Annotated in this window: 14 protein-coding genes and 1 pseudogene; 8 read left to right on the top strand and 7 right to left on the bottom strand. The window is 41.4% G+C overall.

The window, feature by feature from the left end; genetic code table 11:
- The first annotated feature begins 2 nt into the window (after positions 1-2).
- The gene (locus ACQY1Y_RS06495) at positions 3-1,529 is read left to right on the top strand and encodes a GldG family protein (protein ID WP_430014211.1); all 1,527 of its coding nucleotides are present in this window, start codon (positions 3-5) and stop codon (positions 1,527-1,529) included.
- A 48-nt stretch (positions 1,530-1,577) separates the two neighbouring features.
- A complete protein-coding gene (locus ACQY1Y_RS06490) occupies positions 1,578-2,210 on the top strand; it encodes a Uma2 family endonuclease (RefSeq protein WP_430014210.1) in 633 nt (210 codons plus the stop codon).
- Between the two features lie 186 nt (positions 2,211-2,396).
- On the opposite strand, the gene ACQY1Y_RS06485 is transcribed toward ACQY1Y_RS06490, so the two are convergent.
- Positions 2,397-3,619, bottom strand: a protein-coding gene (locus tag ACQY1Y_RS06485; protein ID WP_420065268.1) for an ISAzo13-like element ISMae28 family transposase whose coding sequence is annotated in 2 segments (ribosomal slippage) — positions 2,397-3,139 and positions 3,139-3,619 — 1,224 coding nt in all. Because the reading frame shifts where the segments join, the coding sequence is not laid out codon by codon here.
- 291 nt (positions 3,620-3,910) lie between these two features.
- Here ACQY1Y_RS06485 and ACQY1Y_RS06480 point away from each other — a divergent pair.
- Positions 3,911-4,486, top strand: coding sequence for a Uma2 family endonuclease (locus ACQY1Y_RS06480; RefSeq protein WP_430014209.1), 576 nt, complete (start codon positions 3,911-3,913; stop codon positions 4,484-4,486).
- Positions 4,487-4,762: 276 nt separating this feature from the next.
- Here ACQY1Y_RS06480 and ACQY1Y_RS06475 read toward each other — a convergent pair.
- Positions 4,763-5,404 (bottom strand): annotated as a pseudogene (locus tag ACQY1Y_RS06475) (PEP-CTERM sorting domain-containing protein).
- A 214-nt stretch (positions 5,405-5,618) separates the two neighbouring features.
- On the opposite strand from ACQY1Y_RS06475, the gene ACQY1Y_RS06470 reads away from it, so the two are divergent.
- Positions 5,619-6,506, top strand: coding sequence for a lipid kinase (locus tag ACQY1Y_RS06470; protein ID WP_002732954.1), 888 nt, complete (start codon positions 5,619-5,621; stop codon positions 6,504-6,506).
- A 2-nt stretch (positions 6,507-6,508) separates the two neighbouring features.
- On the opposite strand, the gene ACQY1Y_RS06465 is transcribed toward ACQY1Y_RS06470, so the two are convergent.
- Positions 6,509-7,564, bottom strand: coding sequence for an amino acid ABC transporter substrate-binding protein (locus tag ACQY1Y_RS06465; RefSeq protein ID WP_430014208.1), 1,056 nt, complete (start codon positions 7,562-7,564; stop codon positions 6,509-6,511).
- Between the two features lie 36 nt (positions 7,565-7,600).
- A complete protein-coding gene (locus ACQY1Y_RS06460; protein ID WP_069475541.1) occupies positions 7,601-8,341 on the bottom strand; it encodes a TIGR00297 family protein in 741 nt (246 codons plus the stop codon).
- A 44-nt stretch (positions 8,342-8,385) separates the two neighbouring features.
- On the opposite strand from ACQY1Y_RS06460, the gene ACQY1Y_RS06455 reads away from it, so the two are divergent.
- A complete protein-coding gene (locus ACQY1Y_RS06455) occupies positions 8,386-9,090 on the top strand; it encodes a cytochrome b/b6 domain-containing protein (protein ID WP_430014207.1) in 705 nt (234 codons plus the stop codon).
- A 14-nt stretch (positions 9,091-9,104) separates the two neighbouring features.
- Here ACQY1Y_RS06455 and ACQY1Y_RS06450 read toward each other — a convergent pair whose 3' ends face one another.
- The 3 genes from ACQY1Y_RS06450 to ACQY1Y_RS06440 form a co-directional block, all read right to left on the bottom strand.
- Positions 9,105-9,344, bottom strand: coding sequence for a 2Fe-2S iron-sulfur cluster-binding protein (locus ACQY1Y_RS06450; RefSeq protein WP_002732958.1), 240 nt, complete (start codon positions 9,342-9,344; stop codon positions 9,105-9,107).
- Between the two features lie 9 nt (positions 9,345-9,353).
- Positions 9,354-10,829 (bottom strand): cobyric acid synthase CobQ, encoded by a 1,476-nt coding sequence (gene cobQ / locus ACQY1Y_RS06445; protein WP_430014206.1) that lies wholly within the window; start codon positions 10,827-10,829, stop codon positions 9,354-9,356.
- Positions 10,830-11,006: 177 nt separating this feature from the next.
- Positions 11,007-11,408: an Npun_F0494 family protein gene (locus ACQY1Y_RS06440; RefSeq protein WP_430014650.1), complete on the bottom strand. Its 402-nt coding sequence runs from the start codon at positions 11,406-11,408 to the stop codon at positions 11,007-11,009.
- Between the two features lie 115 nt (positions 11,409-11,523).
- Here ACQY1Y_RS06440 and ACQY1Y_RS06435 point away from each other — a divergent pair, with 115 nt between their 5' ends.
- From ACQY1Y_RS06435 to ACQY1Y_RS06425, 3 genes are all read left to right on the top strand, one after another.
- On the top strand, positions 11,524-11,826 hold the full coding sequence (locus ACQY1Y_RS06435) for a hypothetical protein (protein WP_430014205.1): 303 nt from the start codon (positions 11,524-11,526) through the stop codon (positions 11,824-11,826).
- A 55-nt stretch (positions 11,827-11,881) separates the two neighbouring features.
- Entirely contained in the window at positions 11,882-12,337 is a 456-nt protein-coding gene (locus tag ACQY1Y_RS06430; protein WP_036402182.1) for a (2Fe-2S) ferredoxin domain-containing protein, read from the top strand.
- A gap of 305 nt (positions 12,338-12,642) precedes the next feature.
- Positions 12,643-13,323 carry a response regulator transcription factor gene (locus ACQY1Y_RS06425; RefSeq protein ID WP_430014204.1) on the top strand — a complete coding sequence of 227 codons (681 nt, stop codon included), beginning with the start codon at positions 12,643-12,645 and terminating at the stop codon, positions 13,321-13,323.
- Positions 13,324-13,335: the final 12 nt, after the last annotated feature.

Genomic DNA, 13,335 nt, shown 5'->3' with positions numbered 1-13,335 from the left:
CTATGAGATCCTGGCAAAAATACGGTAAATTTCTCTATATACCCGCCCTCTTTCTGGCTAGTGCCGGCTTAACCGTGGGGTTAATCTCCGGTCAATGGTCATCCCTCTCTCTGGGGTTATTAATTGCCGGGGCTATTCTGTTTCTAGGGTGGCTGTTGTTATTAGTAATCACTTCCAAAGACTTTTGGCAAAAAAGAAGTACCCGCACTGGCACTCAAACCCTCATTACTACTATTATTGTCCTCGGTGTTATCGGTTTAATTAACTTTCTCGCCCTCCGTTATCCCTATCGAGTTGATTTAACCGAAAACCAAATCTTTAGTTTATCCCCCCAAACCGAAAGACTATTAACCAATCTGTCAAAACCAATCAAAGTCTGGATTTTTTCAACCCGGGGAATCAGTGGCAACGAACAGGAACTTTTAGCCAATTATCAACGCAAAAATCCCCAATTTCAGTACGAGATAGTTAACCCGGAGAAAAAACCCAATATCGCTCAAGAATTCAAAAAACTAGCCGATGATAATTTGTCCAGAGTCTATCTACAGTATGGTGACAAAAAACAGCCTCTGAAAACTATTAGTGAAGAGGAAAGTCTCACGGAAGCGAAACTGAGTAACGCCATCGAAACCGCTAAAACCGATCGCACTTTAACCGCTTACTTTCTGCAAGGTCATGGAGAAAATGCCATCAAAGAGCCTCAAGGTGGATTAGTGCAAACAGTCAATAGTTTAGAAGCAAAAGGTTATCAAGTAAAACCACTTAATCTAGTGGAACGTTCCACCATTCCCAATAATGCCGATGTCATTATTATTGCCAGTCCCAAAAGAAAAATATTTCCCCAGGAAGTCACCGCGTTAAAAAACTATCTTGAGCAAGGGGGCAAAATTTTATTAATGATTGACCCCCAAACCGAAACCGGATTAGAACCCTTATTAACCTCTTGGGGTGTGAAACTAGATAATCGGATTATTATTGATGCTTCCGGTGCTGGGGAAATCATCGGTTTAGGTCCGGCTAGTCCCATTATTACCAATTACGGTAATCATCCCATTACCCAGGATTTTGCTAACGGTATTTCTATCTTTCCCTTTGCTCGTCCCATCGCTACCGTTCCCATCGAAGGAATTGAAGCCGTATCTTTAATGATTACTAATGATAAAATGTGGGCTGAGAGTGATTTAAATGATCAGAATCTCCAGTTTAACCCTGAAAAAGATTTAGCTGGCCCCTTTGATCTAGGAGTTGCTCTGGCTGGAAAAAAAGGTAAATTAATCGTGATTGGTAATGCCAGCTTTGCCAGCGATGGACTGTTTGAACAACAGTTAAACGGAGATATATTTTTAAATTCTGTGCAGTGGTTAGCCAGTGGTGAAACAGCCACCTTATCTATCCGAGCTAAGGAACCAGAAAATAGAAGAATCAATTTAAATCCCCTGCAAGCTAACGCTATTTTTTGGATAGCGATGGTAGTAATGCCTTTAGTAGGATTTACCCTAGCTGGATTGACTTGGTGGCAACGTCGTTAATCGAGTTAGAATCTAGAAAAATCATCTCTCTTAATTCCCCTAACTGCCATGACCACAACCCAAACTATCCCCCAATTGTTGACTTTTGATGACTATATTAATCAATATCCCGATGATGGACAACAATACGAATTAATCGCAGGAAAATTATTGGCTATGATGCGACCGATCGGAAAACACGAAGAAATTGGCGGATTTGTTTCTGGAACCCTATTCTTAGAGATAAATCGGCAGCAATTACCCTATTTTATCCCCAATACTGCGGCAGTAAAACCCCTTCGCCCCCATACGGGTTATCTACCCGATATTATTGTCTTAGACAGAGAAAATCTAGTTAATGATCCCTATTGGGAAACCGCTTCCTCAATTTCTTTGGCAACATCAGCTAAATTAATTATTGAAATTGTCAGTTCCAATTGGCGAGATGATTATCTGAAAAAATTCGACGACTACGAACAATTAGGAATTGCCGAATATTGGATTATCGATTATTTAGCCAAAGGTTCGGCCCGATATATCGGCAGCCCCAAAGAACCCACCATTTCTATCTATCAATTAATCGATGGAGAATATCAAGGTAATTTATTTAAACAGGATCAACGTCTTATTTCAGGGGTTTTTCCAGAGTTAAACCTCACGGCTAGGGACTTCCAGAGAATAAAATACCCAACAAAAAAATAGAAAAGTGTTTTTTTGAAAAAGTAATTATTTTTGTCTAGGAAAACAAAGAGTCTCCCATTACAACCTATTTTTCCGAAAAAAAAATAGCAGCATAAACTTTTATACTTCCGAGCTTTTTCGAGTATAACAAGGACAAGTTAAAGAATCAAATACAGTTTTTAGCTAACCATCTTAGTTAACTACAAACTAGGTCTTATCATAATAAATATCAATAAACCATTGCCCCAAATCGGGAAAGTCTTGATTCGTTGATTCTGTGAGACGTTCGATTTTTTCTTCGATTTTTTCCATGGCTTTTTTAGTAAGCTTTACTCCTTTTTCGTAAGTTTCAGTAATCAACTTAACAATCGGGTGTTTTCCTTTCCAAGTCATAGTTTGGGCGAATTTCAAAGCTGTTTCGATTTCATCTAAAATACTCCCATTCCAATGGTTTTCTAACACAGCCCAGGTTCGTTCAATAGGATTATATTTACTATGGTAGGGGGGATAGTAAGCTAAACGTATATTAACTTGATATTTTTGGGAAAACTCAACTATACGTTTCATAAACTGAGTTCGTCTCGAATTATTTTCTGATCCATTATCTTGATTAATTATCAAAGTTTTAATTTTCTCAAAACGAGATTTTTCAGATTCCCAGAAATCCTCTAATATATCAACAATAAAGTCACTGGTGACTGTGGAGGTAGTGAAATACAAAAACAACTCATCAAATTCTGGAATAAATATTCCGTAAGGGGTTAGGGTTGTTTTCGGATTAAAATCATGATCGTTTGTTTCGACAGTTATTCTATTTTTACCTCCTCGATCAAACAGTCCAATATTAACACGGGCTTTGGCATCTAAACTAAGACGTAACATCGTAGGGTCTTCATCCGCTTCCCGATTAATGTTAGCTAATTCCTCAAAGATTGCCTCGGTTTCTGGAATTTTTTTTGAGGTAAAACTTTAGCGACTCTTTTCAGACGATAACCTAAGTTATTTAATTTAACCCGAATAGTTTCCTCGCTCGGTAAATCCTCATCACTGTACCCATATTTAGAGATTAATTGCTTTCGGACTTCGGCCGCACTCAGTCTCACATAAAGCCTTTGGCTTTTAAAACTTGGGTCAGTTTGGCTTTGAGAATCCACTAAATTTTTGATGTTTTCCAATAGAAAAGGTAAATGTTCTTCTGCTTTTTTCCGCCCCTTAGCTGAATGATTATCAACACAAATAATGCCTCTTTTTAGTTCTTTAATTCCTTTACGAATAGTAGTTCGATTCCAGCCTAACTCCTGTGCAGCAAGGGTTTGTCCCCCATAGCCTAATTCTAAGACTGTTTGCGCCATGAATCTTCTTTTAGCTGCACCTTTTAATTGAAGTGCAGTTTCACTGAGCAATTTCTTGAGGGAATCAGTTAATTCCATATATTCTTAAAAAGAAAAACTTGATTAATAATGTACAGGATTAATTCTACTACAAAATTGGAAGGAGGGGGCAACCATCGATCCCTACCTCCCACACTCCGAGAATGATTATTATTCTTGAGAATGAATAGTTTATTTTTTGGAAGTCCCCTAATCAAATTTTTCGTGCTAGAGCTTAAAGAAAAACCCGTATTTTTAGATTGGACTTATGGCAAAAATCAAAAATTGTCCTGAGAGTAAGGAGTCAGGAGCTTATAATAGAAAACAACTCAAGAGCGGAGAAATCAATTAATGTTTGCCACAATAGAAGATAAACAAGCTCTTTCCCTCGAAGTATTTCTTGCCCTTCCAGAAACTAAGCCTGCTAGGGAATATTATCATGGAATTGTCACTCAAAAACCTATGCCCAAAGGAAAACACAGCATCTTACAATTTGAGTTAGCCTCTGCCATTAATCAACAGACTAAACCTCAAAAATTAGCTTATGCTCTACCTGAATTGCGTTGTACTTTTGCAGAACGTTCAATTGTGCCAGATATTGCGGTGATTCGTTGGGAGAATTTGCCAAGAGATCTAGATGAAGAAATGGCCGATCAATTTTTACGTTATCCCGATAGGATTATTGAAATTATGTCTCCTGAACAATCTGTTACCTTAGGGATGGAAAAGATTATTTTCTGTTTACAACAAGGAACAGAATTAGGTTGGTTGATTGATCCTTCAGCAAAGTCAGTCACCGTTTTTCAAACAGGATTACCGAAAGTACATATTGCAACTGAAGGAAATAATGAGCCTTTAGCAGTGATTAAAGGTTTAGAACGTTGGTCAATATCAGCAGTGGATATTTTTGCTTGGCTAAAGGTTTAATTTGTTCTGTCAGCATCGTTTGGTTTATCAGTTTATTCCAGAAGAGTAAAGTTGTCAAAGTTATAGGGATGTGGACTTATTTTTTAATTATTTTATACTGGTAGCATTAATGATTGATTTGGATTGTAAAAATTAGGAACATGAAAAGCTTGTGGTATAAGACTTTTGCCTTCCGCAAAGCGGTATAAATACCCTCAAGATAACATAAAAATATGATATAAATGCCCCTACTCAATTGACTAAATAAAGGGGAATTTATGGTATTTTAGAAACAATTTAGCCGACTTTTGTGGTTTCTTTTTCGGTGGATTGGGAGGGTTTTAGTTTGCGTTTCAGGGTTGAAGCTGCACCGAGAGTGCCGAGAGCGAGGAGGCTGAGGGTTGAGGTGGGTTCGGGAACTGGTTGGACACCCAAAAGTTCGCCATCAAAAGTAACTTCGCTGGCAAAGACCCAGGCAGTGCGCCGATTTAGAGTAAGTTGTAGGGAACTACCACTAAAATTTAATCCTGAAAAAGTATAGGATGTTGGCGCTGCAGTAGGAGGATCAGTAAGAGACCCCGAATTATAATTAGAGCCACCCATACTTAATAATATACTTTGCGGTACGGAAACAGCACCAAAACCATTTGCGTCATCCACATATACAGTAACTGCGTTTATATTTACTGTGCCAGCAAAGTTAAAAGTAATGACAGGATTCCGGTTTTCCTAACCAACATAAGGTCCTGTACCGTCTGCAACTTCTACATCATTCCAGTTTTGTGTAGGAATTATGCCATCAGTTAGATCTCCAACTCCTCCACTGAGAGGAGCATAATTTACCGACGTGTTTCCAGTACCATTATATTTCTTGTCCCAGTATTTAGAGCCGCCTCCATTGGCTCTCTTAGGTTTGGTGGGTAAAATGTATTCTAAGATACAGTCCTGCTGGCGAGCGAGTGGAAGGAACCACAGAAACACAGAGGACACAAAGATTGATCGCTTCTATAGTAAGTTAAACTGGTCGCAACGCGCTCGCTACGCGAGATCACACAAAGAATAAGAGAGCCACACTTTTTGAGGAGAAAAAAGTCTAAAAGCCTTATCCAACTTGGTTTATCTTCAGATATTGATGCTACTGAGAAACTTACCTATGACTAAAAGAGCTTTACTACTAATCAATCGTCACTCGCGCAAGGGTAAAGAAAACTTTGCTCAAACTGTTGATCTGCTCAATCATTGGGATTTTGAAATTATCAGCGTCCCTTTGAAAAAGGTAGAAGATATACCTTTTTTGCTGGAAAAATATCGCTCTAGTATTGATTTAGTTATCGTCGGCGGTGGCGATGGGACTCTTAATGCTATGGCGGATGTGTTGGTAGAAACTCAACTGCCCCTAGGTATTATACCTCTGGGAACCGCTAATGATTTGGCCCGGACTTTAGGGATACCGAATTCTATTGCCGAAGCCTGTCGAATTATTGCCGAAGGTAATTTAAAATATATCGATCTAGGTTGGGTAAATAATAAATACTTTTTCAACGTGGCTAGTTTAGGATTAAGTGTGAAAATTACCCAGAAACTGAGCAAGGGTTTAAAGCGACGTTTGGGAATTTTGGCCTATGCTTGGACAGCCCTACAGGTATTAAGTAAAACCCGTCCTTTTACCGCTATGATCGGTATTGATGGAGAAAATATCAAAGTTAAAACCCTACAAATAGCGATCGGAAATGGTCGTTATTATGGGGGAGGAATGCCGATCGCTTACGATGCCCAAATCGACGATCAAAGGTTAGATTTATATAGCCTAGAAATTGAACACTGGTGGCAAATTTTCCCGCTTTTGTGGACATTGCCGCGAGGACAACAGGGTTTATTATCTTGGGTGAGAACTCTTAACGGTAAAGAAATTCAAATTGAGACTCGTAAACCCCATAGTATCAACACCGATGGCGAAATTACTAGCACTACTCCCGCCATATTTCGGGTTATTCCAGCAGCCATAGGGGTCTATATTCCCCGCCAGAAAACACAATCTTAAAATTAACGAAAAGGAGGAGAATACAATAAACCGCCCTTTATCCAAAGATTATTTAAACCTCGATCGAGTTGCAGGGGTTTACCGATTTCACGATCATAAATTTCACCGTAATTACCCACCTGTTTTAAGACTCTTTGGGCAAAATCATTGGGTAAACCCATATCTTCGCCTAATTTCTCATCAATACCCAAAAAGCGCCGAATACTGGGGTCTTTACTATCGGCAAAAGTGGCAATATTTTGGGAGTTAATCCCGAATTCTTCCCCTTGAATTAAACTAAAAACGATCGAGCGGACGGCATTCGACCAAGCGGGATCACCATCGGCCACGGCCGGGGCCAAGGGTTCCTTCGATATTACCACTTCTAATAATTGATGATCCTGCGGTCGGGGAAAAACCGAGCGCCGGGCCACCAATTGGGAGCGATCGGAGGTGACGGCCTGACAGCGCCCCGCCTGATAAGCTGTATATAAAGCCTCCACATCATCGGAAACGATCGGTTTATAACCTTGAACTCCCGCTTTTGCCATGGCATCGGCCAGATTTTGTTCCGTGGTGGTTCCCGATAGCACACAAAGGGACTTTCCGCTTAAATCTTCTAATTTCTTAATATTACTGGCTTTCGTGGCCATAATTCCTTGACCATCATAGAAAACCGGGGTGATAAACTCCATCCCCAGAGCGGTATCCCGGTTAATCGTCCAGGTGGTGTTGCGACTGAGAATATCCACTTCTCCCGTCTGTACAGCAGTAAATCTCTCTTGGGGACTAAGTTTACGATATTCGACTTTGGCGGGATCATCAAAGAGAGCCGCCGCGATAGCTCGACAAATTTGCACATCTAAGCCCGAATATTCGCCTTTTTCATTAACAAAGCTAAACCCCGGCACTTCTCCGTTAATGCCACAAATTAACTTACCGCGATTTTTCACCGTTTGCAAGCGGTCAGCACTGGGACTATTTGCAGTGTTAGAACTAGAATTCGGTTGATTTTCCGTCCCACAGGCAGTAATTAGCAGTAACAGGAGGGACAATGCACAAAAACGCCACTTTAGCATAGATATTCTCTGAAAAATTTTTTTAGTCACTTAACTTTAGCGGAAAGACCAGAGCAAGCTTAACATTATAGCCACGATCGCACCGATAACCGTATTGATCACATTGACTAATTCATTAGTTAACCACAGAAAGCGAGTTTGTAGGGTAGCTCCGATGAGACTTTCGATATTGGTGGCGATAAATGCCGCAATTACACACCATAACACACCAAGAAGATCGATCGCACCGATACCCCATGCTAACAGGGAAATAGCCGTGGCTGCCAGCAAACCGGCGAGCGTTCCTTCCAAACTAACAGCACCTTCTGTTCCCCGGGGGACGGATTTAAAATTAGTGATTAGATAAGTAGTTTTACCGTAAGCTTTACCCACCTCACTGGCAGTAGTATCGGCTAATTTAGTGCTAAAACTAGCCACATAAGCGAGTATTAACAGGTAATCCCAGGGAGAAGCGGCAAAAAGACTGAGGATAGCGCAAATTGCCCCTGCTAAAGCGGAACCCCAGACATTTTCTGGACCGCGTACCCCCGCTCTTTTTTCGGCGATTCCCTCCGCTTCCTTGCGCGCTAAACCGATGCGGGTGACAGTAGAACCGACGAGGAAATAGAATAAAACAATCAGATAACCGCGCCATCCCAAGCTTCCCCAGACAATTACCCCTAAAACCCAAGCATGGAGATAACCCATCCGAGTTAAGAGCTTTTTTGGGGCAATTGCAGCGATTCCGAGGAGGATGGTATTGAGAAGAACAGCGACGAGCCAAGGATTAGTTAACATAGTATCTGGCCAAGTTTATATACCCTATTGTATCGATCGAGTTTATGAAAACTAATCAACCTTATCAACCTCTTTTACTGCGAATTCTGCACGGATTAACGGGAATTGTCCTCATTGCCGCCATGGTTACGGCCTATTGGACCTATGATACTTTTGACGGTCGTTGGTTGAAACTGCCCCTACCAGAATATCAAGAAATTGAAAGTATTCATGGTACTTTTGGCCTCTATACTCTGATTATCTTTCCCGTTTTTGCTATCTATGCTTTTCGTCGCGGCAACAAAAGATTAATTCAAAGTGATTCTCTTAACAAATTAACCCAATTTGGTAAGCCAATTTGGTGGTACAGTCTCCATCGTTTAGTCAATACTTTGATTCTTTTTGCCCTAACTTTTGCCTTGTATAGTGGTCGGATGATGGATTCCAAATGGCTACCGGAAGGGGAATTAAATCACTTTTGGTATTATGCCCATTTGCTCAGTTGGTTAATTATGGCAGTATGTCTGATCCTGCACCTGCTCATGACTGCTAAAGTGGGAGGAGTTCCCCTGTTATTGTCTATCCTTAAATGGGGTTTTCGTGAACAAGATAGTCCGAAATTATGGTTATCTCAATTACGTCAATGGGGGTTAAGTTTGCGTCTAGCTAATAGTTTTCAGTGGCTACAATCTCTTAACTTATATAAAGTCTTAGAAATTGTTGTTTTATTGGCTATTATAGCGGCTTGGATTGTTCCCAAGTTTGACTAGATCTAAGGGAGCAACTACCAGAGCGGATCGGAGTATAAATGAACGGTTAAAGAATCTCGATCGCCCGGGATACCAGTAATACAACTACAAATTTGAGTACCATCATCTAATTCTACTTCACAGGCGTGACAGGAACCCATTAAACAGCCAGTAGGAATGTCAATTCCTGCTTTTTTGGCTACATCTAATAATAGTTCTCCCGTTTCCGCTTCTATGATAATATCATCGGGTAAAAAACGCACTGAAATAGTCATAATTTCTCCTTACAAATGAGCAAAAATAGGTTTAAGATTTAAATGTTCTTCCAATAAATTAGCCATATTATCTAGGGTTATTTCTCTTTGTTCACTATAGTTAGCAATTCCCGTAGGCAAAGATAATAAACCGCGACGCTGACGTAGATGATTTAGCCAAGTTCTTCGCCAAGAACCATTATCAAAGATACCATGTAAATAACAGCCCCAAATTGAGAGAGAATCATTGACAATTCCTAGACTAGCATCTTCCTCGAACATTTTTTGATAACCTGATTCACTTTCCCATTGGCTTATTCCCTGGTGAATTTCGTATCCTGTTACTGGTAAACCCCCCTGGGGAAAATTAGATAAAACTTGTCGTTGACGGGTAATTTTTTCGGCAGTAATTACCGTTTTTAAGGGCAGTAAATTTAAGCCAGTTGCCTCACTTTCGGGACCTTCTCGATGGTCAGGATCCAGGATTAATCGCCCTAACATTTGCAAACCACCACAGATGCCAAAGATAATACCTCCCCTTTGGTGATAGGCTTGTAATTGATTAGCCATACCACTTTGATTAAGAGCAATTAAATCAGCAACAGTGGTTTTAGAACCGGGGATAATTACCCCATCAGGATCACCTAAAGATTCCTGTAATTCTAGATAACGGACATTAACTGTTGCTTCGCCACAGAGAGGGTCAAAATCCGTAAAATTAGCGATATGAGGCAGACGAATGACACTGATATTTAGTTCAGCTTTGGGTTTTTGGGCGGGGCGATCGAGTAAACTGAGAGAATCCTCGGCACTTAAAAAGATATCACTATAGGGAAGAACTCCCAACACGGGAATTTTTGTATAATCTTCTAGCCAAGTAATCCCCGAATCTAAGAGAGATTTTTGTCCGCGAAATTTATTGATCACAATACCTTTAATTAAAGCTCTTTCCTCCGGTTCTAATAATTCTAACGTACCGACGACGTGAGCAAAAGCCCCCCCGCGATCAATATCCACCACTAAAATAGTAGCGGCATCGAGATATTTAGCCACCCGCATATTAGTTAAATCCCGATGTTTGAGATTTATTTCCGCCGGACTTCCCGCACCTTCACAGACAACTAGATCAAATTCTGCCGATAATTTGGCTAAAGATTCTTTAATTGCTTGCCAACCTTGGTCAAAATAATTCTGATAATAATCCGCTGCCGTGGTGACACCAACAGCCTTACCTTTAATAATCACCTGAGAGGTCATATTTCCCTGGGGTTTTAATAAAATTGGGTTCATTTCTACCCGGGGAATTGTCCCCGCGGCCCATGCTTGCACCGCCTGAGCGTGACCCATTTCTTCCCCTCCGGCGGTAACATAGGCATTAAGAGCCATATTCTGACCTTTAAAGGGTGTTACCTGCCAACCTTTCCGGTTGAATAAACGACATAAAGCCGCAGTTAAAAAAGATTTACCCGCGTGGGAGGTTGTCCCCACTACCATAATTGCTTTCATCTAGTTTTTTTATTGAGTATTTTCAGTGAACAGTAATCGGTAAACAGTAATCAGTTGATACTAAATCCGTTGAGTATATGCTATTTATAAGGACAGGCACTCATGCAAGAGGCTAATAACTGAAAACTCACATCTGATAACTGATAACTGATAACTGATAACTGACACCCAACAGCATTAAAAAGAAAACCAACGTTGCAGAGTATTTAAAAATCTTTGCCAGAAAGTGGGTTGAGGGAAAAAGTCCCCTTGGGGTTGCCATTTTTCTATTAATTTCCTCCCCAAAGGAGTGAGACGAAAACTATCGGTTATCCCCTGTCCATCTACTTCGCGTCGCAAAATTCCCACTTTAATCAACCAGAGAAGATAGCTTTCCACTGCTGCTTCCGTCAGCAGTCTGGAAGTATAACTTTTCTCTAAACCCCCAGCACCCGGAATGCTCAAAAGTGATACACTTTGCTCCAGCATAGCGGCGAATAGGGTGACACGGAAAGGAGAACAACAGAGGGCGCGTTGGGCCCTAGTGATGGTAGCATCAGAATAATTGATGGCGGTAACGGTGGGAGTCGATAGGCTCATAGATTCCAGTCGTCTAGCTATTGATAAACTCATTGTTACATTAATTTCGTCCCAACCCCTATCAACCCCAATCACCGATAAAATAGGGATGAAGTGTTAAGTAGCTTGAGTATTTATGAAGTCTCCCGAACCGTTCGATACTAAATATACCCCAGAGGAAGTGGAAGTGGAAATCGAAACCGACGATTTTTCCCCCCTTGATACCCCGGTTAGTTTCGCTGCCACCCTCGAAAAAGTGAAAACTTGGTACGGCAGCCTGTCCACACCGGCACAGGTAGTCGTGGCAGTGGCGGGGGTTTTTGTGGCTCTTTCGATTTTAACGGCGATTTTACGGCTAGTTAGCGCAGTTTTAAGCGCTTTAATCCTCGCCGCTATCGTTTATCTCATCTATCGTTACATCCTCAAACCGAAATTTTAGTCGGCTATGCACATTTTCTGTTCAATGTCAAGGGTTTAGTTGATAAAAAAAATTTATGGAAGAAGCGGACACCAGAGATATCTTGGGGGAAAATGTGGCTAAGTTGGGACTGGCCCAGATCCAGCGTCATCTATTTCTCTGCTGCGATCAGACTAAGCCAAAATGCTGTGACAAGGAAGAAGGGTTAGAAGTGTGGGATTATTTAAAGAAGCGGTTAAGTGAATTACAACTCGATCGCCCCAGCGCGAACCGTCCGGGCTGTATTTTTCGCACTAAAGCCAACTGTTTGCGGGTTTGTAGCCAAGGACCGATTTTATTAGTGTACCCGGAAGGAGTCTGGTATGGAAGGGTCAACAAGGAAGCGATCGAAAGAATTATCCAAGAACACCTAATCGGTAATCAAATCGTCACCGAATATGCTTTCCTTCGCCACGATTTACCGGCAATTTCCCTGAACTGTCCAGAAGAAGAACCCGAAACAATAGAGGAAAACAGCGTTAAAACTAGCTGAAACACAATTAATTAGGGTTTGCGGCAAAAAGTTTTTCGTGGGGGCAGGGTGTGGGGTGTGGGGTGTGGGGTGTAGGGTTTTACCGATTTTGAGGGAGTCAATTACCTAATTTTTAGGGAAAAAGTCCCAGAATTTTCCCCCCAATCACTCCAATGGTCGGCAGTTTTTGAGAGAAAAAAAGTCTAAAAACCTTGTTGGATAAGGTTTTTAGATTTATTCAGGAAACCCTAACTACCTGTTGCATGAGTGCCTGTCGATCCTTTGTCCGTCTCCATTCCCCCAACCCTGCAGCCCGGAAAATAGCGATGAAAGAGACCAACAAAGACAACAAACAACTTTTATTAATCGACGATGACCCAAATTTAATACTTTTGGTGAAGGATTATCTAGAGTTTCGTGGTTATAGGGTGACAACCGCAGAAAACGGTCCCGAGGCCCTGGCAATCCTTGAACGCGGGGCAAATGCTGCCAAAGCAAGGGAAATGCCCGATATGATTATCTGTGATCTGATGATGCCGGAAATGGACGGTTATGCCTTCCTCGAAACAATTCGTCGGGACATTCGTTTTAGTGGCCTTCCCGTGATTTTTCTCTCCTCTAAGGATCAAAGTCAGGACAAGGTGACAGGTTTAACCGCCGGGGCCGATTTTTATATGGTCAAACCCTTTGAACCGGAAGAATTAGTGGCCCGGGTGGAGTCTTCCCTCAAACAAGCGGGCCAGTTGCCGAAACGCAGCACCCGCATCCATTCCCCGGATGTCACCCCTGTTCAGGTTCCGGGTAATGTGGAATTAACCCCAACGGAGTTAAAAGTAGTACAATTGGTCGCCCAGGGTCTGGCTAATCGGGAAATCGCCGCAAAACTCAATGTTAGTCAACGGACAATCGAAAGTCATGTGTCGAATATGCTTCATAAAACCGGTCTTCATAATCGCACGGAATTGACCCAATGGGCGATCGAAAGTAATAAGCTGTTGACTAAGTAGGTAGGCGTTAAA

It is taken from the genome of Microcystis ichthyoblabe FBCC-A1114 (genome assembly GCF_050500245.1).
In the GTDB taxonomy this organism is placed as follows: Bacteria; Cyanobacteriota; Cyanobacteriia; order Cyanobacteriales; family Microcystaceae; genus Microcystis; species Microcystis ichthyoblabe_A.
This window is presented reverse-complemented; position numbering and strand designations above follow the sequence as displayed.